This is a genomic window from Vicinamibacteria bacterium, assembly GCA_035620555.1.
Classification (GTDB): Bacteria; Acidobacteriota; Vicinamibacteria; order Marinacidobacterales; family SMYC01; genus DASPGQ01.
In genome coordinates, this window is sequence record DASPGQ010000457.1 from 1 (window position 1) to 21606 (window position 21606).

The window sequence follows — 21606 nt, forward strand, 5'->3', positions numbered from 1 at the left end:
CGCACCAGGCGCGGCAACGGTGCGCCGCAGCTGCCACAGCTCGATGGAGAGTCGAGCGAGCGAGCCCGCGCCCCACAAAACAGGCACCCGTAGGTCGCGCCCAACTCGACGAACTCGAGCTCCACCTCACCCAGTGGCGTCTCGGCGGTAAGGGCCCGAAAGCCGAAGCGCAGCGCCTCGGGATTCAAGCAGGACATGGAATCGAGCTCCAGCTCGATCGACTTCAACGACTTCGGCGCGTGGACTCGGGCCTGCTCCTCGGCCCATTCGAGAAGCGAGGCCGCTACCGTTAGCTCGTGCACCTTTCCCCCTTCGTCGCCACGCTCCATCGCCGGAGCTCGAGGAACGCACAGTCGACCAGTTTCTCGACAGCAGCCGAGACCGGAGCGCTGAGACCGATCCCCGGCTCGGTCGTCAGCGGTTCGACGCCGAGGACCACGACCTCGCGCGGACCTCCAGCGAGACGCACCGCGCGCAGGATGTCGCTCAAACCGAGCTGGTGGGGCGACGTTATGCCGAAGACCTCGGCAGGGAGAGCGGTCCCCTCGAGCCGCAGAATCGTCCCCGGCTCGGCTCCGGCGCGCACGGCATCGAGCACGAGCACTCTCTCCGCCTGACGAAATCGAGGCACCAGACTCAAGCCGGCCGTGCCACCGTCGAGAAGCTCGACCGAGTTCGGCAGCTCGCGCCGACACAGCCTTTCGAGAGCACTCGCTCCGACACCCTCGTCGTGAAGAAGAGGATTCCCGAGGGCGAGAACGAGAATCGGAGCCGTCACGTTCGCCCCTCGATCATGACCTTCAGATAGGCCACGACCTGCCAGATCTCCTCGTCGCTCAAGTGCTCACCCCACGCCGGCATGGCCGACCGCGACCTCGCCAGAGGCTCCTGCTTGCCGCCTTCCTTGATGCGAAAGAACCAGTACCCCGGATCGGCTCGCACCCCGGTCAGATTGGCCAGATCGGCGGGCGCGGGGTCCAGGTCTCTCGCCTGCGGACCGTCGCCGTGGCCGCGCGCGCCGTGGCAGATGCTGCAGTTCTTGCGGTAAGTCGCTTCCCCGTCTCGGATGGCGGCCGCCGACGCGAGGAGCTCATCGGGGGGCTCGGGAAAACTCTCGCTGCCACAGCCGATGACGAGCACGCCAGCAACCAGGGCAATCCATTGAGCTCTCATGACCGCTCACCGCTTGACTCTCTTCGGCACCAGCTTGTATCCGGAGAAGATGCCCCCTACGAGACCTCCCCTCTGCTGGTTATCGGCAAGAAAGACGCTGGCGATGTGATGGACGACGAAACCCCAGAGGAGCCACATTCCCATGTGATGCATGAGACGAAGCGTGGGGGCAGTCACGAACGCCAGGGGCCACGTGAGCCACGCCTGCCACCCTACGGGAAACGCCATCCCGTGAAGCGCGAGGCCAGAAACGACCATGAAGAGGATCAGGAGATAGACGACCAGGTAAGTGAGCGACGCCAGCCGGTTGTGACCGTACTCCGCGTGTGGATAGCCCCTTCGAATGAAAGTGTAAAAAAGAAAAACTTCTTTTACATCACGCCAGTGCTCTCGGCGATGGGGTATGAAGTCCGTCCACCGAGCGTAGACGTTTCCGAAAAAGAAGAGATAGATGCGCAGGAGGAGCGCGGCGAAAAGCGCCCAGCCCGCCAACGTGTGGACATAACGGATCGTACCCATCTGGAAATCGCCGCCGGGACCTGCCGGAAGATCTCCCGAGCCAATCCAGTAGCCGGAGACGGAGAGCACGATGAGGTCCAAGAAGACGATCCAGTGTACGAGGCGAAGAGGCAGCTGATAAACGTATCTCGACTCGCCCACCCAGGTTTCCGAAGCGTTCATAGCACTTTGACCTCGCTCAGCTTCCGCCCCCGAGCGTCTACGATGTGGGCCGCGCAGGCCATGCAGGGATCGAACGAGTGCACGGTGCGCAGAATCTCGAGTGGTTTCTCGGAGTCGGCGATCGGAGTTCCTACGAGAGCCTCCTCATAGGGCCCGCGCTGGCCGCTCGCGTCCCGCGGTCCGCCGTTCCAGGTGCTGGGCACCACCGCTTGATAGCCCGCGATTTTGCCTTTCTCGATGCGCACCCAGTGACCGAGAGCTCCCCTGGGAGCCTCGTGAAAGCCCCAGCCCTCGGCTTCAGCGGGCCAGGTCGAGGGATCCCACTTCTCGTCGTTGTGGATCCTCAGATCGCCACGGTCCATGTTCGATGCCAGTTTGTCGAGCCAGCCGAGAAGCTGCTCGGCGATTACGAGAGTCTCGATCCCGCGCGCCGCCGTCCGGCCGAGAGTGGAGAACAGCGCCTCGGGTCCGACTTGCAGCCGACCCAGAACCATTCCAACGAGCTCGCGCACCCTCTCGTGCCCGCTCGCGTAAGCCACGAGCATTCGGGCGAGCGGCCCGACTTCCATGGGACGATCCTCGTAGCGTGGTGCCTTGAGCCAGGAGTACTTGCCTTCGGTGTCGAGAAACTCGTAAGGAGGTTGCGGACCGGTGTAGCGCGGGGTGGTCTCGCCCTGGAACGGATGGAGCCCTTCGGCATCTCCCGCCGCGTACTCATAGTAGGAATGGGCCACGTACTCGCGAATCCGCTGCATGTCCAGAGGCTGCGCCGCGCTCAGGTCCGTGTCGAAGATGATTCCACGGGGGAGAAAGAGCTGCGCCGGATCGAGCGCCGCCGTGGTCGGGAAGTCTCCGTAGGACATGTAGTTTCCGACTCCCTTTCCATGACTCGCCCAATCGGGATAGAAGCTCGCGATGGCGAGAAGATCGGGAATGTAGACCTGCTCCACGAAAGTCTTGGCCTTCTGGAAAAGACTCTGGAGCGTGGCGATGCTGCCGGCGTTCACCGCTTGCTGACTATTGGGATCCAGAGGCACCGCCATGCCTCCCACGAGGTACGTCTGCAGATGCGGGTTCTTGCCACCGAGGATGGCGTGTCCCCTAATAATGTCTCGCTGCCATTCCAGAGCTTCTAGATAGTGCGCGACCGCCATCAAGTTGGCCTCGGGGGGAAGCCGGTAAGCGGAGTGGCCCCAGTAAGCGTTGTCGAAGGGGCCGAGCTGCCCCGCGTCCACGAACGCCTGCACCCGTTGCTGAACTCCCCTGAAGTAGGTCGTGCTCGAAAGGGGCCACTCCGAGATCGACTGGGCAAGCGTCGACGTCTGAGCGGGATCCGCTCTCAGCGCGGAAACGATGTCCACCCAGTCGAGAGCGTGCAGGTGATAGAAGTGGACGACGTGATCCTGGACTTGCTGCAACCCGGCGATGAGCGATCGGATGATCTCGGCATTCTCGGGAACGGTGATGCCGAGAGCATCCTCGACGGCACGAACCGAGGTGATCGCATGCACCGTCGTGCAGACGCCGCAAATCCTCTGAGTGAAGACCCAGACGTCGCGCGGATCCCGGCCTTTGAGGATGATCTCGATTCCACGGAACATGGTGCAGGACGACCAGGCGTTCTGAACCTGCCCGCCCTCGACTTCCGCTTCGATGCGTAGGTGCCCTTCGATTCGAGTGATTGGGTCGATCGCGATTCTAGCCATCTCGCCCTCTCAATCTTGCTTCTTCGCGCTTCGAGCCGCCTTCTCGTCGCGCTCGGCCGCCCGGCGCTGCATGCGCTTCAAAATGCCGTGCGCGGTGAACGCCGCCGCCGTTCCCGCCACGATCCCCACTCCAAGAGTGTCGGCGTCGACGTCGGCGCCGAAACCCGCGACTTTGGGAAGCCTCTCGTAGAAGGGGGTCATCGTGTCCCAGAAGTAGGGCTCGGCGCAGCCGACGCAAGGATGCCCGGCTCCGATGGGCCAGTTCATGCCTTCGTTCCAGCGGACGCTCGGACAGTTCTGATAGGTCGCCGGACCCTTGCAGCCGAGCTTGTAGAGACAGTAGCCGAGACGGTGACCCTGGTCCCCGAAGCCCTCGGCGTACTGCCCCGCGTCGAAATGGGCTCGGCGTTCGCAAGCGTCGTGAATCCGTTTTCCGTAGGCGAAGAGCGGGCGCCCGAGGTTGTCGGTTGCCGGGAACTTGTTGAATGTCAGGTAGTGCACGAGAAGCGCGGTGATGTTGGCGGCATTGAAGGGGCAGGCGCTCAGGTTGATGACCGTCGCTCCCGGGACCGCGGCCGAGACGCTCACGGCTCCCGTCGGATTCGGAGCCGCGGCGGGTATTCCACCGAAGGCGGCACACGTACCGGCGGCCACGGTGGCCAGAGCGTTCCCACAAACCTCGCGAGCGATATCTAGCGCGGAACGTCCGCCAATCGTGCAGTAAATGCCCCCGTCGGCCATGGGAATCGACCCCTCCACGACGGCGAGGTACTGCCCTTTTGACTCCCGAACCGTTTTCTGGAGGACTTCCTCAGCGAGGTGTCCCGCGGCCGCCATGATCGTCTCGTGGTAGTTCAACGAGATGGCATCGAGAATGATCTCGTCGACCGAGGGCTTGGCCGCTCTCAGGAAGGATTCCGTGTTGCCGGCACAATCCTGAAATTCGAGCCAGACGAGAGGAATCTTGCGCCTCGCCTGGAGCGCTTCGGCGATCCTCGGGATGACCACGGCGTCGAAACCGAGCATTCCGGCGACGGCGCCGACGAACTGCATGAAGTCGCGGCGCGAGAGGCCTTTTCTCTGGATGGCCTCGTAGAATGTCTCCTCTGCGGGAGGCGGGGACTGGTGACGCCCGGTCTGGGGCATGGCTCACCTCCGTTCAGTTCTTGATGGTTGCCGAGAGCAAGCCACGTGCCACTTCGTTCGTCGGCTCGATGTGTAGTTCTTCTTGTACTTGACCCGACTCGTGTTCACCTCGTCGGAAGAATTGGGGCAATTGCTCAAAAACTGCGTCATTCGACGCTCCATCCAGTGACGAGTCGGGAAAAAGCCTTCGTGGTCTCACGAAGATCGGTTGGCATATTCCTTGTAGTCAAACGAGGGCATGTGTTTGGGCGTGCCCGGACGAGTGGTATCCATCGAGGGGCTACGCGCCAACGTCGATTTCTTCGGCGTTCGACGCACGGTGCGCCTCGACGTGGTGGATGAGCCCATCGCGGTTGGCGACTACATCTTGAACCATGTCGGCTTCGCCATCCGCCGCATCCCCGAGAGCGAGATCCGAGAGACGCTCGCTCTCTACGAGCAGCTCCTTCGCGAGGCGGAGACCGACATCATGGCCGCCGACGTGAGGAGCGAGATCGAGGCAGGCGATTGACGATGCGCGGCTCGGCGGACGACGGGCTGAATGAGGTCAAGTTCCGAGACCCCGCGCGGGCAAGAGCGCTCGCGGGTGCTCTCACTCGGTTGACTCGGGCGATCGATCGGAGGCCCATCTCCGTCATGCACGTGTGTGGAAGCCACGAGCAGGCCATCGCCAAATTCGGCCTGCGCGCGAGCTTTCCCAGAGCACTCGACGTCATCATGGGACCGGGTTGTCCCGTCTGCATCACCGATGTCCCGGAGGTGGACGAGGCCGTCGTCCTGGCGCGCCAGGGAGTCCGGGTCGCCACTTACGGGGACATGCTCCGGGTTCCGGGAACGGTCGCCTCGCTCGCCGACGCCCGGGCCGAAGGGGCGAAGGTCGACGTCGTCTACAGTGTCTCGCAGGCGGTCGAGCTCGCCCGCGGTCTCGACGAGGAGCTGGTATTTTTCGCGAGCGGCTTCGAGACCACGGCGGTTGCCACCGCGGCGGTGATTCTCGCGGATCCCCCGACGAATTTCTCCGTTCTCTCCGCTCACAAGTACATTCCTCCCGTCATGGAGATCGTCGCCGAGATGCCTTCCAGCCGGGTGGAGGGCTTTCTCGCTGCCGGTCACGCTGCCACGATCACGGGCTGGGGGGTTTTCGAGCCGTTCGTAGCGAGGCACGGCGTTCCCGTGGTCGTCGCCGGGTTCGAGCCTCTGGACATCCTCGCCGGTCTCGTGCAGCTCCTGGAGATCATTCTCGAGGGAACGCCCCGGGTCGTGAACGCCTACCCGCGCTGCGTGACGCGCGAAGGAAACCTGGCGGCCCAGCAAAAACTCTGGAAGGTCTTCCGCCCCGTCGGCGGCCGGTGGCGCGGAATCGCCCACGTCCCCAATGGAAACCTTCGATTGAAAGACGAATGGGCTGCGTACGACGCGCGAAAACGCTTCGCCATCGATCTGTCGGGGCTGTGGGATTACGCGCCCTCCGCATTGACTTCGCAGTGCATCTGCGGAGACATCATGGCGGGGATCTCGTCCCCTTCGGACTGCGAGCTCTTCGGAAGAGACTGCGTTCCCGAGAGCCCCGTGGGGGCCTGCATGGTGAGCAGCGAGGGCACGTGCAAGATCTGGCACCAGTACGGCGGCCATCCGGATTTGACGACGGTATCTGTATGATCTCTCACACCCCTCGCATCGACGAGACCGTGGGCCTGAAGCACGGCGCCGGCGGCCGGGCGATGAGGGCCCTCATCGAAGAGGTTTTCGCCTCCGGTCTCCCGGAGATGAAAGTCGAGGGCGTGGGCCTTTCCGCGATGGACGACGGCGCGGCACTTCGCTTCGGCGATCGATACCTGGTGCTGACTACCGACTCCCACGTCATCCACCCGATCTTCTTCCCCGGCGGCGATATTGGACGGCTGGCGGTGTCGGGAACGGTGAACGACCTGGCGATGATGGGAGCGACCGACGTTCTCGGACTCACCTGCGCCATCATCGTCGAAGAAGGGTTTGCGAGAAAAGATCTCGAGCGCGTCCAGGAGTCGCTGCGGGCCACGTGCATCGAGGCGGAAACCACGATCATCACCGGTGACACGAAAGTCATGGGACGAGGCGAGCTCGACGGGCTCGTCGTCAACACCACGGGCATCGGCATCACGGATCACATCGTGCGCGACTCGGGCCTTCGACCGGGCGATCGCATCCTGGTGAGCGGAACGATGGGAGATCACGGGCTCGCGGTCATGGTGGGACGGCACGGGCTCGATCTCGATTCCGAGCTCCACTCGGACGTCGCGCCACTCAACGGCCTCGTACGTTGCGCTCTCGAATGCGGCGGAGACGCGATCGTCGCACTCAAGGACCCGACGCGAGGGGGGCTCGCGAGCGCCCTCCACGAAATGGCGTCGAAGAGCGGCGTCGGGATTCTTCTCGAGGAATCGAAAGTCCCGGTCACCGCCGAAGCACGTTCGGCGGGAGAGCTGCTCGGAATCGATCCTCTTCACGTCGCGAACGAGGGCAAGGCCGTCCTCGGAGTGGCTCCCGACTCGGCCGAAGCGGTTCTCGAGGCGCTCCGAAACCACCCCCTCGGCCGGGAGGCAGCGATCGTGGGAACCTGCCTGGCCGATGCCCGGGGCAAGGTCGTGCTCGACACCGGTTTCGGCAGGCGGCTTCTCGTCGAGCCCGAGGGAGAGCCCTTGCCGAGGATCTGCTGATGACCGGGCCACTTCGAGTCGCCTTGCTCTGCTCGCAGCGCGCGCCCGGACTTCGCCACCTGCTCACGTCCGATCCGAACCGCGGCTCGCTCTACGAGATCGTGTGCTGCGTCTCGAGCGAAGAGGACTCGAGCGCTCGCGCCGAAGCCGAGGCTCGGGGCACCCCGTTTCTCACCCACGCATTCGCGCGTTTCTGCCGAGAACGAGCGACGAAACGGACCGACCTCACTGTCCGTCCGCACTACGACGCCGCGACCGTGGAGCTCCTCGCGCCGTTCGAGCCGGATTTGATTCTTCTCTCGAGCTACCTCCTCATCCTGACGAAGCCGATGCTCCATGCGTTCGGCTCGCGCATCGTGAATATCCACGGGAGCGACCTGGCCAAGCGGGATGCGAGCGGACGCCCCCGCTACGTCGGCCTGCGCGCCGTGCGCGATGCCCTCATCGCCGGCGAGACCGAGACGCGGGCCACGGCGCATCTCGTCACGGCGGTTCTCGACGAAGGACCGATCCTCTGCCGCTCCCAGGCTTTTCCCGTCTCACCCCTCGTGGCTGACGCATTGCGCCGCGGCGCCATCGACGTCGTCAAGGCCTATGCTTTCGCCCATCAGGAGTGGATGCTCGCCACCGCCTGGGGGCCTCTTCTGAGCGAATCGATCGAAAGGATATCGGTTCGAGAGCCCGCTTGCTTGGTGCCATGAGCCACATCCGAATGGAACGGACCGGGGCGGTGGGCACCATCACCATCGATCGCCGCGAGCGCTTCAACTCCTTCGATGTCTCCACGGCACGGGACTTTCGCAAAGCGGGGCTGCAGTATGCGCGCGACGAGTCGGTGCGTGCCGTGGTGATCCGCGGAAGCGGAGGGGTGTTCTCGAGCGGTGCCGATCTGAAGTATATCGCCAGGGGGGGTGACAAGAGCGACATCGGCTACATGCAGCCGGACAGCCGCGAGCTTCCCGATGGTTTCGGCGAGATCTTCAAGCAGATCCTGGAGTACCTCCACAGCACGATTTCGGAGATCAAGCGAGCCCCAAAACCTTTCATCGCCGCGGTGGACGGGGTGGCCGCGGCGGGTGGCTTCGGAATCGCCATGGCCTGCGACCTGGTGCTCGCATCCGATCGGGCCTCGTTCGAGTGGGCCTATCCCAAGACCGGCCTCACCGGGGCGGAAAGCTCGACCTTCTTTCTACCACGGCTCGTCGGGCTCCGAACGGCGATGGAGCTAATTTTGCTCAATCCGAGGCTCGATGCCACTGAGGCGCGTGCTCTCCGCCTGGTGAACGCCGTGTACCCGACGGAGAGCTTCGACGCCGAGGTGATGGCCCTCGCGGAGCGTCTCGCGGCGGGCCCGACGAAGGCCTATGCCGTCGCGAAGTCTCTGATCAATCAGGCAGCGGGGGTGGACCGGCTCGACCATCATCTCGATCGCGAGCTCGTCAGCCTCGCGCAGATTGCCGACGGCGGCGACTTCGCCGAAGGGCTCGAGAGCTTCTTCGCGAAGAGACCGCCGAGCTTCGAAGGGCGCTAGAAACCACTTTTCGTTTCCTCGCGTATTACAATCACCAAGGCAGCCATCAGGCGACCGGTCGATCGGCCTCTCGGTGCAGGCGAGTGTGCGAGACCCCTTACGAAGCAGGCAAAAGGAGGCATATGGCAGCACGAATCGTGCCGCTCACGGAGCGTAAAGCATGGAAGGACCTCGAAAGTCATCACCTGACAATCCGTGAGCTCCATCTCCGAGACCTCTTTGCCGATGACCCTGATCGCGGCGATCGGATGAAGGTCGAGGCGGTGGGCCTCTATCTGGACTATTCGAAGAACCGCATCACCGACGAAACCCTCGAGCTTCTGCTCCGACTGGCTGTCGAATCCGGTCTGCGAGGGCGCATCGACGCCATGTTCCGGGGTGAGAGGATCAACGTCACTGAGAACCGGGCCGTATTGCACGTGGCTCTCCGCGCCCCGAAAGACGCCTCGATCCTCGTCGACGGCGAAAACGTGGTTCCGGCGGTCCACGCCGTGCTCGACAAGATGGCTGAATTCTCCAATCGAGTACGAGCCGGAGATTGGAAGGGCCACACCGGCAAGTCCATCAAGAACGTCATCAACATCGGCATCGGCGGCTCCGACCTGGGACCGGCCATGGCCTACGAAGCGCTGAAGCACTACAGCGAGCGGGCCATGACGTTTCGCTTCGTTTCCAACGTCGACGGCACGGACTTCGCAGAAGCCGTCCAGAATCTCGACCCGGAGGAGACACTCTTCGTCGTTGCTTCGAAGACTTTCACGACTCTGGAGACGATGACCAACGCCCACACGGCTCGCGAGTGGTTGCTCGGGGGCTCGAGCGGAAACGAAGAGGCGATCGCCAAGCACTTTGTCGCCGTATCGACCAACGCCGAGGAAGTGGCGAAGTTCGGCATCGACCCCAACAACATATTTGGGTTCTGGGACTGGGTCGGCGGCCGCTATTCCATGGGCTCGGCGATCGGTCTATCGACCATGCTCGCTGTCGGGCCGGAGCATTTCCGCGCCATGCTGAATGGCTTTCACCAGATGGACGAGCACTTCCGAAACGCTCCTTTCGAACGTAACTTGCCGGTGCTCATGGGGCTGCTCGCCGTCTGGTACAGCGACTTCTTCGGCGCCGCGACCGTCGCCGTGCTGCCTTACGAGCAGTATCTCGAGCGCTTTCCGGCCTACTTGCAACAATTGACAATGGAGAGCAACGGCAAGCAGGTCACGCTCGGCGGGAACAAAGTGGCCTACGAAACCGGCCCGATCTACTGGGGCGAGCCGGGGACCAACGGACAGCACTCCTTCTACCAGTTGATCCACCAGGGAACTCGGCTCATCCCCTGTGACTTCATCGGGTTCGGTCGGACGCTCAACCCGTTGGGCCGGCACCACGACGCGCTGATGGCGAACGTTTTCGCCCAGACCGAGGCGCTGGCGTTCGGCAAGACTCCGGAACAGGTCAAGGCGGAGGGCACGCCGGATTGGCTCGTTCCCCACCGCGTCTTCGACGGCAACCGCCCATCGAACACGATACTTGCTGACCGGCTCACGCCGGAAACCCTCGGCAAGCTGGTCGCTCTCTACGAGCACAACGTTTTCACTCAGGGCGCCATCTGGAACATCGACTCCTTCGACCAGTGGGGCGTCGAGCTTGGCAAGCAATTGGCCCGTCGGATCATCCCGGAGCTCGAGAGCAAGGAAGAACCCGCGCTCGCCCATGACAGCTCGACCAATAACCTGATTCATCAGTACCGAAAGTTGAAGAAGACATCGTGAAATCTTTGCCTTCCTGTTCGAGCTGATAAGGAGTCAGCGATGGAAATCGGAATGATTGGTCTCGGCCGAATGGGCGCCAACATGGTGCGGCGGCTGCTCCAGGGCGGCCACCAGTGCGTGATCTTCGATGTTTCGCCGAAAGCGGTGCAGGAGTTGGTCGAGGAGAAAGCCGTTGGCTCCTCCTCGCTCGCAGACTTCGCGAAGAAAATGACCAGGCCTCGGGCGGTGTGGTTGATGGTTCCCGCGGCGGTGGTGGACAAGACGATCGAGGACCTAGTCCCCCACCTCGAACGCGATGACATTCTCATCGATGGCGGCAATTCTTATTATGTGGACGACATCCGGCGCGCCAAGGAGCTCGCGCCCCAAGGAATCCACTATGTCGACGTCGGCACCAGCGGTGGAGTCTGGGGCTTGGAGCGAGGCTACTGCATGATGATTGGCGGTGAAAGCGACGTGGTCGAGCACCTCGATCCAATCTTTCGGCGGCTCGCTCCCGGCTCGGGCGACTTAGCGCGTACACCGGGCCGCGAACGTGTCGGCGGCACCGCCGAACAGGGTTACCTGCACTGCGGCCCAAATGGCGCCGGCCACTTCGTCAAAATGGTCCACAATGGCATCGAGTACGGGATCATGGCCGCCTACGCCGAGGGAATGGGGATCCTGCGGTCCGCCAACGTCGGCAAGGGAAAGCACGATATCGACGCCGAGACGACGCCATTGCGTGATCCGGAGCACTATCAGTACGACCTGAATTTGCCGGACATCGCCGAGGTGTGGCGGCGCGGCAGCGTGATCGCTTCCTGGCTCCTGGACCTGACCGCAGCGGCCCTGATTCGGGATCCCGGCCTCGAGAAGTTCGAGGGCCGGGTATCGGACTCTGGTGAGGGTCGCTGGACGATCAAGGCGGCGATCGACCAGGCCGTGCCGGCGCACGTCTTGAGTGCAGCGCTCTATGAGCGGTTCAGCTCCCGGGGCGAGGCAGTTTTCGCGGATAAGCTGCTCTCGGCGATGCGTTATGAGTTCGGCGGACATCGGGAAAAATCAGCAAAGTGATATGAAGGTCGAGATACTCGCGGATGCCAATGCCGTCGCCCGCGAGGCTACCCGAGTGATCGCTGCGAATGCCCGGACGGCCATCGCCGAGCGTGGACGTTTCGTGATGGCGGTCAGCGGCGGCCGTACTCCGTGGCAAATGCTGCGAGCTCTGGCGTTGGAAAAGCTGAAGTGGAAGCACGTGCACGTCGTTCAGGTTGACGAGCGCGTTGCGCCGGCGGGCGATCCGGATCGAAACCTGACTCGTTTACTCGAGAGCTTGCTCGAGCACGCGCCGCTCAGGCCCGAGCAGATCCACGCCATGCCCGTCGAGTCGCCCGACTTGGAGGCTGCGGCCAAACGCTACATGGTGACGCTCGAGGAGATCGCCGGCTCACCGCCGGTGCTCGACCTCGCTCACCTGGGCCTCGGCCCCGACGGCCACACCGCCTCGTTGGTGCCCGGCGATCCCGTGCTCGACGTTACCAACAGGGACGTCGCGCTGACGAGGATCTATCAAGGGCGGCGCCGGATGACCTTGACCTATCCAATGCTCAATCGCTCTCGCCTCATCCTGTGGCTGGTAACGGGAAGCGACAAAATCGACTCGCTTGCGCGGTTGCGCGGAGGCGATAGGTCGATCCCGGCCAGCAGGATTCAGCGGGAACATGCGTTGGTGCTCGCCGATCGGGCCGCTGCGAGAAGCGACACAATCCAGAAACGAGTTCCGATGGAACCCAAAACCAACCAAGGAGAGAAAATGCGCTACGTCGATGCATTCGTTCTGCCCGTGTCCAAAAAGAATCTGCCAGCTTATCGGCGTCTATCCACGAAGGCGGGCAAGGTTTTTCGCGAGCACGGCGCTCTCGAGTATAAGGAGTGCGTGGGTGACGATCTGTTCGTGAAGGGCATGCTTCCGTTTCCCAAGAAGATCCGACTGAAGCGCGGAGAGACCGTGGTGTTCTCCTGGATCGGGTACAAGTCGAGGGCGCAACGAGACCGGGTCAACAAGAAGGTCATGAACGATGCGCGCCTGGCCGAGATGCTGGATCCGAAAGCCATGCCGTTCGACGTGAAACGCATGCTCTACGGCGGGTTCAAGGTCTTCGTCGACGTCTGACGGTACGCATCCGAACATCACGCATGCGGTCGGGCATTTTGCGTGTCACGTCGGTTGTCGTCATGGTACGAAAAGTTGCACGGTTCGCGGCGAGGTAGTCTGGCCCCATGAGTGAGCGACAAACCACCGACAAACGGCGCGTTCTCATCCTCGGAGCGGCGGGGCGCGATTTCCACGACTTCAACACCTGTTTTCGTAACGATCCTCGCTTCGAGGTGGTGGCATTCACTGCGGCGCAGATCCCCGACATCGTCGGCCGGCGCTACCCTCCTTCGCTTGGCGGGGAGCTCTATCCCGACGGCATCCCGATTCACTCCGAGGACGAGCTCGAAACGCTGATCACCCAGCGCCACGTTCGACAATGCGTCCTCTCCTACAGCGACCTGAGACACGACGAGGTCATGACGATCGCGAGCCGGGTGCTCGCGTCGGGCGCCGACTTCGCCCTGCTCGGACCCGAGAGCACCATGCTGCACTCGAACCGTCCCGTAGTCGCCGTTTGCGCGGTCCGCACCGGCTGCGGCAAGAGCCAGACGTGCCGCTACGTGGCCGACGTGCTTCGCGCATCGGATCTCCAGGTGGTGGTGGTCCGGCATCCGATGCCCTACGGCGATCTCGACCAAATGCGGGTGCAGCGCTTCGCAACGATGGAAGATCTCGACGCCGAGGGCGACAACATCACCATCGAGGAGCGCGAGGAGTACGAGCCGCACATCGCTGAGGGCACCATCGTCTACGCGGGCGTGGACTACGGAGAGATTCTCGCGCGGGCGGAAGAAGAGGCCGACGTCATTATGTGGGACGGTGGGAACAACGACTTGCCGTTTTTCAATCCGTCTCTCTGGATCACCCTCGCCGATCCTCATCGAGCCGGCCACGAGCTCGCCTACCATCCGGGCGAGACGAATTTCCGCTCGGCCGACATCATCCTCATCAACAAGGCGGAGAATGCGCCGCCGGGCGCGGTGGAGATAATCCGCGGAAACGCCGCCAAGGTCAATCCGCACGCGAAAGTGATCTGCGCCCGCTCGAAAGTGACCGCCGAGCATCCCGAGCGCATCCGGGGCAAACGGGTTCTCCTCATCGAGGACGGGCCGACTCTCACCCACGGCGGTATGCCTTACGGAGCCGGCAAAGTCGCGGCCGAGCAATACGGCGCCGCCGAGATCGTGGACCCCCGCCCCCATGCCCTGGGCTCGCTGAAGGACGTCTTTTCCCGGTTTCCTCATCTCACTCTGGAGCTCCCCGCGATGGGCTACTACCCTGAGCAGATCGAAGAGCTCGAGCGCACCATCGCCGCAGTCGATTGCGATACGGTGGTCGTTGCGACCCCGATCGATCTCCGGCATCTCATCGACATCCGGCAAGACTCAACCCGGATCCGCTACGATCTCGAGGATCTCCCGGGCCCCACGCTTCGAGGCGAGATCGAAGCCTTCGTGGCCAACCTGTAGCTCGCGGAGTCGACGCCGATGGTGAACGAGTCGAGCGCGTCCACCCTATTCGATCAAGCGGAAAACCGCATGCACACGATCAAGGCTCTTCTGGTCGCGACACTCGGGGACTGAGCGAAAGACCGGCGATGCGCGTGGTGGTCGCTTTGGGAGGAAACGCGCTACTGAAGCGTGGCGAAGCCATGACGGCGGCCAACCAACGAGACAACGTCCGGGTCGCCGCGCAGGCGCTCGCGCCCCTGGCCGAACGGCATGCGCTGGTCGTCTCGCACGGAAACGGTCCTCAGGTGGGCCTTCTCGCGCTCCAGGCCGAAGCCTACCGGCCCGTCGAGCCCTATCCGCTCGACGTTCTCGGCGCCGAAAGCGAAGGCATGATCGGCTATCTCATCGAGCAAGAGCTCGGGAGCCTGCTTCCGGGACGTCCCCTGGCGACGGTTCTGACCATGGTGGAAGTCGACGCACACGATCCCGCGTTCGACGAGCCCTCGAAGCCGATCGGTCCCGTGTATGACGACCGGGAAGCGAAGCGCATCCGTGCGGAGGGACGTTGGGCTCTAGCGCACGACGGCGAGCATTGGCGCCGGGTGGTCGCGTCGCCGCTCCCTCGACGTATTCTCGAGATCCAGGCGATCCAGTGGCTCCTGGAAAAGAGCGTCACCGTCATCTGCGCGGGTGGCGGCGGGATTCCCACCGTGCGACGGGAGGACGGCCGTCTCGAAGGCGTCGAGGCCGTGATCGACAAAGACCGGGCGAGCGCTTTACTAGCGTCACAGCTCGACGTCGAGGTTCTGATTCTGGCAACCGACGTCGATGCGGTCTACGCTGATTGGCGGGAGCCGCGCGCTCGGCCCCTCCGTCACGTCACCCCGTCGGAGCTCTCCTCCTTGAAGCTCGATGCCGGCTCGATGGGTCCGAAGGTGGAGGCCGCGTGTGGATTCGTCGAGGGAAGGCCCGCGCGGCGGGCCGTAATCGGGGCGCTCGCCGAAGTGGAAGCTATGTTGGAGGGAAGCGCGGGCACGCAAATCTCGGCGAGTCCGTAACGAGAACATTGAGAAGTTCGTCCGGTTCCTCGCGCCTGGCCCGTTGTCGTGGCGAGCATCGCGCTCTCCTCGGGCCTTGGCCGAGCTTGCGAGCCGAGTCATCTGGTGGCACTCGGTGACCCGTCCAGGGAGCTGCCGGGTTTCTTTTCCGTCCGAGCTGGAATAGCGTTGGGTATGAAGCGCGAGCGCCTCGCCGTGATTCTCGACGCTCTCGTCGGCACCGGAGCGATCCAAGTCTTCTCCGACGCCGTCCGGCGGATCGACGACTGGGGCTCGCGCGTCGAGCTCTCCCAGCGTCCTTGATGGAGGCGGGAGCCGGCCAGAGGCATGGAAGAGCCGCAGAAACCGGAGAGCCCGAGCGAGGCCGTGCTGCGCGCGCGTGGACTGAGCAAGGTCTATCGCATGGGGGACGTCGACGTCGTCGCTCTCCGCTCCTTGGACCTCGACCTGTACCGGGGCGAGTTCTTCGTGCTCCTCGGTCCCTCGGGAAGCGGCAAGTCTACGCTCTTGAACATTCTCGGGGGCCTCGACGTCCCTACCAGTGGCTCGGTATTCTTCTTCGATCATGACCTCAGCGCGGCGGGAGAGCGCGCGCTCACTCGATTCCGGCGCGAGCACGTCGGTTTCATCTTCCAGTTCTACAACCTGATCCCGAGCCTGACGGCGCGCGAGAACGTGTCGCTGGTGACGGAGATCGCCGAGCATCCGATGGACCCCTCGGAGGCGCTGAAGCTCGTGGGCCTCGAGTCCCGCATGGATCACTTTCCCTCCCAGCTCTCGGGAGGAGAGCAACAGCGGGTCGCCATCGCCCGCGCCATCGCCAAGGCACCCGACGTTCTGCTCTGCGACGAGCCGACCGGCGCGCTCGACGTCGAGACGGGAAAGGTCGTTCTCCGCGCTCTGGCTCAGGTGAACGAGGAGCTCGGCACCACCACCGCCGTCATCACTCACAACGCCGCCATCGCCGGAATGGCGGACCGCGTCATCCGGATGCACAGCGGGAGCATCGCCAGCGAGCATCGCAACACCCGTAAAGTCGCTCCCGACGAGGTGGAATGGTAGCTCTCCCATGGTCGTGAGCGCGCTCGACCGCAAGCTCGGCCGCGACCTCCTCAAGATGCGAGGCCAAGTCGTCGCCGTTGGACTCATCGTCGCCTGCGGCGTCGCTACGTTCATCGCGGCGCGAACCGGCTACGAGTCGATGCTCGCATCCCGGAGCCGGTACTACCGCGAGTACGGCTTCGCCGACTCGTTCTTGAGCCTGAAGCGGGCTCCCGACGCGATGGTGCGCAAGGTCGAGCGGATTCCCGGCGTCGATCAGGTCGAAACGCGCATCGTGGTGGACGTGACCCTGGACGTGCCCGGGCTCGCCGAGCCCGCCACCGGCCGGCTGGTGTCGATCCCCGAGCGTTCGCAGCCGAGGCTGAACCGTCTGCACGTCCGCCGGGGTCGATACCTCGAGCCCGGCCAGCCGAACGAGGTGCTAGTGAGCGAATCGTTCGCGGAGGCGAACGGCCTTCAGGTGGGCGATCGGCTGGGGGCGATCCTGAACGGGCGGTGGGAAACGCTCCGGATCGTGGGAATGGCTCTCTCCCCGGAGTACATCTACGAGATCCGGGGAGGCACGACCATCTTCCCCGACCGGAAGCGCTTCGGGATCCTATGGGCGAGCCGGGAAGTCCTCGGTCCGGCGTTCGACATGGACGGGGCGTTCAACGATCTCAGCCTCTCTCTCCAGCGGGGCGCGCGCGTGGAGGGAGTCCTCGACGCTCTGGACGCGCTTTTCGAGCGATACGGGGGGCTGGGGGCATACGGACGGGAGGACCAGCTCTCGAACCAGTTCGTCTCGAACGAGCTCACCGAGCTGACGGCGCAGGGACGCATTTACCCCGCTATCTTTCTCGGGGTTGCTGCCTTCCTCCTGCACATCGTTCTCTCGCGACTCATCGGCACGGAGAGGGAGCAGATCGCGGTCCTGAAGGCGTTCGGCTACTACGACCTCGCGGTGGGGCTCCATTATCTGAAGCTCATCCTCGCCATGGTGGCCGTGGGAGGAGCTCTGGGAGTTCCCCTCGGCGTCTGGCTCGGGCGTGCTCTCACCACGTTGTACGCCGATTACTTTCGCTTCCCCGTCTATCAGTTCCAGTCGGCGGGAAGGCAGGCGTTTCTCGCCCTCCTGGTCACCGTGGCGGCCGCAGTCGTGGGCGCTCTCGCCGCAGTATCGAAGGCGGTCAAGCTTCCTCCCGCCGAAGCGATGCGACCGGAGCCGCCCGCCCGGTTCCGGGCGGGAATCTGGGAGCGTTCCGGGCTTCTGCGCCACGTCTCGGTTCCCAGTCGAATCATCCTGCGAAACGTGGAGCGTCGGCCGGGACGAACGATTCTCTCCGTTCTCGCTATCTCGCTGGCGGTGATGATTCTCGTCGTCGGCAGGTATTTCCTCGACGCCATCAACACTCTGGTCGACGTGCACTTCCGCCTCGTGCAGCGCGAACAGATCGCGATCGCCTTCAACCGGCCCCAACCCGAGCGGGCCCGGCTGGAGCTCGCGAGCCTCCCGGGCGTCCTTCGCGCGGAAACGTTTCGCGCCGTACCGGTGCGGCTCGCCTTCGGACATCGGGAGCGCCGGACTGCGCTTCTGGGGCTTCCGCAGGAAGGCGAGCTTCGCCGCCTCATCGATCGCGACGCGCGGCAGCATCCTCTCCCCGAGGACGGAGTGGCGCTTACCACCCATCTCGCCGAGACGCTCGGCGTCCGGGTGTCGGACCGGCTGCTCGTCGAAGTCCTCGAAGGGGAGCGCCCCCTCCGATTCGTCCCCGTCACCGCCCTGGTCGACGAGCTCCTGGGCGAAGCCGTCTACATGGAGCGCCGGGCGCTCAATCGATTCCTCCGCGAAGGCGGGACGGTCTCCGGCGCTTTCCTCTCGGTGGACGAGGAGGAGGCGGATCGCCTCTATCGGACCCTGAAACGGATGCCGGCGGTGAGCGGCGTATCGCTCCGGGAAACGGTCCTGCGCGGCTTCGATGAGACCCTTGGAAGGACGCTCGGCGTCTTCACTACGGTGCTCATCCTGTTCGCGACCGTCATCGCCTTCGGAGTCGTCTACAATGGAGCGCGCGTGGCGCTATCGGAACGAGGACACGAGCTTGCGAGCCTGCGGGTGCTCGGGTTCACGCGGTCGGAAGTCACGTGGATGCTCCTCGGAGAACAGGCGTCGATCGTGACCGCCGCGATTCCCATCGGCTGTGCCGTGGGCTACGGCGTCTCCGCTCTGCTCGCGCTCGCCTATGACACCGAGCTCTTCCGCTTGCCCCTCGTCATCACCCCCGGCTCTTACGCCTTTGCCTTCGTCGTCATCACGGTTGCGTCCTTCGTGTCGGGCATCATCGTCCGCCGCCGGATCCACCGGCTCGATCTCGTCGCCGCCCTCAAGACGAGGGAGTGAGGAAATCGTCCGGTGAAGAGGACGCTCAAGATCGCGCTCGCCGCCGCCATCGCCGCGAGCGCCCTCTACCTGCTCGTCCGGCCGCAGCCGATCGAAGTGGAGACCGATTTCGTCAGCCGCGGTCTCCTCCGTATCACGGTGGATGAGGAGGGTCGGACCCGAGTGCACGATCACTTTCTGCTTGCCGCGCCGGTCGCGGGAAAGCTCGTGCGAATCGAGCTCCACGAGGGCGACCGGGTGCAGCCGGACGCGGTGCTGGCTCGGCTCCAGCCCGTGCCCCTCGACGAGCGGGCGAGGAGCCAGGCCGAGGCGCGGCTCGCTGCGGCCATCGCGGCGAAGCAGGCAGCCGACGCGCGATGGAAACAGGCGCAGGCGAACCTCGATCAGGCCGCTCGCACCCGGGAGCGGACCGATTCCCTCGCCGCCGAGGGCCTCAAGTCGGCGCGGGATCAGGAAGAGGACCGACTCCGAGAGACGACGGCATCGAGAGAGCTGGAAGCGGCGGAGTTCGCGGTACAGGTCGCGCGCTACGAAGTGGAGGCAGCCCGAGCCGCTCTGCTGGATGGCGGGCGCATCGCCCCGGATGGCGATGCCGGTGGGCCGGACACCGCGGTACGCGCGATCCGATCGCCGGTGTCGGGGCGGGTGTTCCGCATCTTTACCCGGAGCGAGCAGGTGGTCGCCGCGGGGACGCCCCTTCTGGAGATCGGCGACACGTCGGCGCTCGAAGTCGTGGTGGACGTCCTGTCTTCCGATGCCGTTCGGGTCAAGCCGGGGGCGATGATGCTGATCGAGGACTGGGGCGGCGAGGAGGCTCTCGTCGCTCGGGTGCGCACGGTCGAGCCCTCGGCGTTCACCAAGGTCTCCGCTCTCGGGGTGGAGGAGCAGCGGGTGAACGTGATCGGGGATTTCCTCAACCCGCCGGAGAGGCTGGGAGACGGCTACCGGGTCGAAGCGCGCATCGTGATCTGGGAGGGAGAGGACGTGGTGAAGGTTCCCACGAGCGCTCTTTTCCGCAGCGGCGACACCTGGGCGGTGTTCGTCGTCGAGAACGGAACGGCCCGTCTTCGTCACGTTGAGATCGGCCACCGCAACTTTCGCGAGAGCCAAGTGCTCGACGGGCTCGCCGAAGGCGAGGAGTGCGTTCTCTATCCATCCGACCAGCTGGGAGACGGCGTCGTCGTGGCTCGAATCCGTCCCATGAGCGGCTGAGCTTTCGACTCTCCAGAGGACGCTTCGTTCGCGCCACCCAATTCCGCCGATCGTCGAGTGACACGGCATTGAGTACTCTAGATCGCTCGAGAGCTTCAGCGCCGGTTGATCAGGAACTCCTGGACCTTGCCGTCCCGCGACCGGTAGAGGATCGCCTGGGCGGGGGTCGCCCCGATCGAGAGGCGGAAGCTCGCGACCTCCATCTCACCGCGCTCGCGCAATCCCACGAGCTCGAGCCCGCTCACTTCCCCGAGCTCTTGGAGCGAGGCGGCGGCCGCCCGGAGCCGCTCCGGGGTGATATAGATGCCGTACTCCTCCCCGAGCGCCTCGCGATCGACGCTGCCGCGGCGGAGCTGCTCGAGGAGCGCCGACGCGACCTCGAGCGCCGGCGGGCCCGCGATGCCGGGAAGCCCCCCCGGGCGCGGGAGCAGCTTCGCCAGGATGGCGTCGGGCAGGTCGCCCAGGGCGGCGAAGTCCACGCTCGCGAGGACTACCACCGCGGATCGAGTGGACGGCACGAAAGCGTTGCTGGCGACGAAGCCGCTGAGCGCGCCCCCATGGGAGAGCACCGTCGCTCCGCCCATCGAGCGGATCCGGAGCCCGCAGCCGTAGTCGCTCGAGCTTCCGTCCGAAAGCCGGCGCGGTGTGGTCATCACGGCGTACGACTCTTTCGATACGATCTTTCCGTCCATGAGCGCGAGATCCCAAGCGAGCAGATCCTTCGGCGTGGACCAGATCCCACCCGCAGCGCCGATCCATCCGTCCCCTTCCGCGATGGCGGGTTTGGGGGACGCGAGGGCGAACGACGTGTAACCCTGGGCGAGCCCGGGCTCGCTGCGCTCCGGCTCGTACCGCGTGGAGCGCATGCCGAGTGGATCGAGGATGCGCCGCGAAAGGAAGCTCCCGAAGGACTCGCCGCTCACCCGCTCGACGACGCGGCCCAGCATCAAGTAGCCGGTGTTGCTGTAGGAGTAGCGGCTTCCCGGTTCGAAGTCCAGTGGGCGCGAGGCGTACTCCTGGATGACGTCGTCGCTCGGGCGGGGCCGCGCCATGTCCCGATGGACGAAATCGAGCGGGTAGTAGTCCCGATACCCCGAGACGTGCTGGCCCAGATCGAGGAGCGTGATGTCGGAGGCCCGCGTGAGCTCGGGGAAGTACTTCGCCACCTTCTCATCCATCGCGAGTTTTCCCTCTTCCGCCAGAAGGAGCGCCGCGGTACAGGTGAACTCCTTCGTGACCGAGCCCACCGCGAGGAGGGTCTCGGGTGTGAGCGGCTCACCCGTCTCGAGCGAGCTCACCCCGTATGCCTTCGCGAGAATCACTCGGCCTTCGTGCATCACGCCGACCGAGAGCCCGGGGATGTGCTTCTCCCTCACGACGCGTGCGAGCTCGGCGTCGAGCGAGGCCAGGTCCAGCGGCTGCGCGGACGGCTCGACGGGCCGGATGAGAAGGGTCAGGGCGGCAAGGACTGCAATCGCTGACGGTTTCATGGAATCTCCTCAGGAGGAAATTCTATGTCATCCGCTCGAACGGTCGAGGGAACGTCGAGCCACCTTGGAGGAACACAACGCGACGACGTTACGTCGGTGGCGAAACCGTGGGCA

General features: G+C 64.4%; 22 protein-coding genes and 1 pseudogene. 16 read left to right on the forward strand and 7 right to left on the reverse strand.

Going from position 1 to position 21606, the window contains the following annotated elements; translation table 11 throughout:
- The 6 genes from VEK15_18520 to VEK15_18545 all read right to left on the reverse strand — a co-directional run.
- A partial coding sequence (locus VEK15_18520; GenBank protein ID HXV62701.1) for a hydrogenase maturation nickel metallochaperone HypA occupies positions 1-302 on the reverse strand: 302 nt, incomplete at its 3' end.
- Positions 290-778: a HyaD/HybD family hydrogenase maturation endopeptidase gene (locus VEK15_18525; protein HXV62702.1), complete on the reverse strand. Its 489-nt coding sequence runs from the start codon at positions 776-778 to the stop codon at positions 290-292. The genes VEK15_18525 and VEK15_18520, both read right to left, overlap by 13 nt.
- On the reverse strand, positions 775-1173 hold the full coding sequence (locus VEK15_18530) for a c-type cytochrome (GenBank protein ID HXV62703.1): 399 nt from the start codon (positions 1171-1173) through the stop codon (positions 775-777). The genes VEK15_18525 and VEK15_18530 overlap by 4 nt, the downstream gene beginning before the upstream one ends.
- A 6-nt stretch (positions 1174-1179) precedes the next feature.
- The gene (locus VEK15_18535; protein HXV62704.1) at positions 1180-1854 is read right to left on the reverse strand and encodes a cytochrome b/b6 domain-containing protein; all 675 of its coding nucleotides are present in this window, start codon (positions 1852-1854) and stop codon (positions 1180-1182) included.
- Complete coding sequence (locus VEK15_18540) at positions 1851-3560, reverse strand: nickel-dependent hydrogenase large subunit (protein ID HXV62705.1); 1710 nt, start codon at positions 3558-3560, stop codon at positions 1851-1853. Before VEK15_18540 ends, VEK15_18535 begins: the two co-directional genes overlap by 4 nt.
- A gap of 9 nt (positions 3561-3569) precedes the next feature.
- Positions 3570-4706 carry a hydrogenase small subunit gene (locus VEK15_18545; GenBank protein ID HXV62706.1) on the reverse strand — a complete coding sequence of 379 codons (1137 nt, stop codon included), beginning with the start codon at positions 4704-4706 and terminating at the stop codon, positions 3570-3572.
- Between the two features lie 250 nt (positions 4707-4956).
- On the opposite strand from VEK15_18545, the gene VEK15_18550 reads away from it, so the two are divergent.
- The 16 genes and pseudogenes from VEK15_18550 to VEK15_18625 all read left to right on the forward strand — a co-directional run bounded on the left by VEK15_18550 (position 4957) and on the right by VEK15_18625 (position 20002).
- Positions 4957-5217 (forward strand): HypC/HybG/HupF family hydrogenase formation chaperone, encoded by a 261-nt coding sequence (locus tag VEK15_18550; protein ID HXV62707.1) that lies wholly within the window; start codon positions 4957-4959, stop codon positions 5215-5217.
- 2 nt (positions 5218-5219) lie between these two features.
- Positions 5220-6365, forward strand: coding sequence for a hydrogenase formation protein HypD (hypD, locus tag VEK15_18555; GenBank protein HXV62708.1), 1146 nt, complete (start codon positions 5220-5222; stop codon positions 6363-6365).
- The gene (hypE, locus tag VEK15_18560; protein HXV62709.1) at positions 6362-7402 is read left to right on the forward strand and encodes a hydrogenase expression/formation protein HypE; all 1041 of its coding nucleotides are present in this window, start codon (positions 6362-6364) and stop codon (positions 7400-7402) included. The genes hypD and hypE overlap by 4 nt, the downstream gene beginning before the upstream one ends.
- Complete coding sequence (locus VEK15_18565; GenBank protein ID HXV62710.1) at positions 7402-8103, forward strand: formyltransferase family protein; 702 nt, start codon at positions 7402-7404, stop codon at positions 8101-8103. The genes hypE and VEK15_18565 overlap by 1 nt, the downstream gene beginning before the upstream one ends.
- Positions 8100-8933 carry an enoyl-CoA hydratase-related protein gene (locus tag VEK15_18570; GenBank protein HXV62711.1) on the forward strand — a complete coding sequence of 278 codons (834 nt, stop codon included), beginning with the start codon at positions 8100-8102 and terminating at the stop codon, positions 8931-8933. The genes VEK15_18565 and VEK15_18570 overlap by 4 nt, the downstream gene beginning before the upstream one ends.
- 122 nt (positions 8934-9055) lie before the next feature.
- Positions 9056-10699 (forward strand): glucose-6-phosphate isomerase, encoded by a 1644-nt coding sequence (pgi, locus tag VEK15_18575; GenBank protein ID HXV62712.1) that lies wholly within the window; start codon positions 9056-9058, stop codon positions 10697-10699.
- A gap of 39 nt (positions 10700-10738) precedes the next feature.
- The gene (gene gnd / locus VEK15_18580; protein ID HXV62713.1) at positions 10739-11755 is read left to right on the forward strand and encodes a decarboxylating 6-phosphogluconate dehydrogenase; all 1017 of its coding nucleotides are present in this window, start codon (positions 10739-10741) and stop codon (positions 11753-11755) included.
- Position 11756: 1 nt separating this feature from the next.
- A pseudogene (gene pgl / locus VEK15_18585) lies at positions 11757-12419 on the forward strand (6-phosphogluconolactonase).
- A gap of 75 nt (positions 12420-12494) precedes the next feature.
- On the forward strand, positions 12495-12854 hold the full coding sequence (locus VEK15_18590; GenBank protein ID HXV62714.1) for a DUF1428 domain-containing protein: 360 nt from the start codon (positions 12495-12497) through the stop codon (positions 12852-12854).
- 107 nt (positions 12855-12961) lie between these two features.
- Positions 12962-14308, forward strand: a complete 1347-nt coding sequence (locus VEK15_18595) for a cyclic 2,3-diphosphoglycerate synthase (GenBank protein ID HXV62715.1) — start codon at positions 12962-12964, stop codon at positions 14306-14308.
- Positions 14309-14326: 18 nt separating this feature from the next.
- On the forward strand, positions 14327-14422 hold the full coding sequence (locus tag VEK15_18600) for a hypothetical protein (protein ID HXV62716.1): 96 nt from the start codon (positions 14327-14329) through the stop codon (positions 14420-14422).
- A gap of 14 nt (positions 14423-14436) precedes the next feature.
- Positions 14437-15348 carry a carbamate kinase gene (gene arcC / locus VEK15_18605; GenBank protein ID HXV62717.1) on the forward strand — a complete coding sequence of 304 codons (912 nt, stop codon included), beginning with the start codon at positions 14437-14439 and terminating at the stop codon, positions 15346-15348.
- 174 nt (positions 15349-15522) lie between these two features.
- Positions 15523-15651 carry a hypothetical protein gene (locus tag VEK15_18610; GenBank protein ID HXV62718.1) on the forward strand — a complete coding sequence of 43 codons (129 nt, stop codon included), beginning with the start codon at positions 15523-15525 and terminating at the stop codon, positions 15649-15651.
- Between the two features lie 24 nt (positions 15652-15675).
- Complete coding sequence (locus VEK15_18615; GenBank protein ID HXV62719.1) at positions 15676-16410, forward strand: ABC transporter ATP-binding protein; 735 nt, start codon at positions 15676-15678, stop codon at positions 16408-16410.
- A 7-nt stretch (positions 16411-16417) separates the two neighbouring features.
- Complete coding sequence (locus tag VEK15_18620; GenBank protein HXV62720.1) at positions 16418-18790, forward strand: FtsX-like permease family protein; 2373 nt, start codon at positions 16418-16420, stop codon at positions 18788-18790.
- 12 nt (positions 18791-18802) lie between these two features.
- Positions 18803-20002 carry an HlyD family efflux transporter periplasmic adaptor subunit gene (locus tag VEK15_18625; GenBank protein HXV62721.1) on the forward strand — a complete coding sequence of 400 codons (1200 nt, stop codon included), beginning with the start codon at positions 18803-18805 and terminating at the stop codon, positions 20000-20002.
- A 95-nt stretch (positions 20003-20097) separates the two neighbouring features.
- Here the strand turns inward: VEK15_18625 and VEK15_18630 are convergent, their stop codons facing one another.
- On the reverse strand, positions 20098-21492 hold the full coding sequence (locus VEK15_18630; GenBank protein HXV62722.1) for a serine hydrolase domain-containing protein: 1395 nt from the start codon (positions 21490-21492) through the stop codon (positions 20098-20100).
- Between the last annotated feature and the right edge of the window lie 114 nt (positions 21493-21606).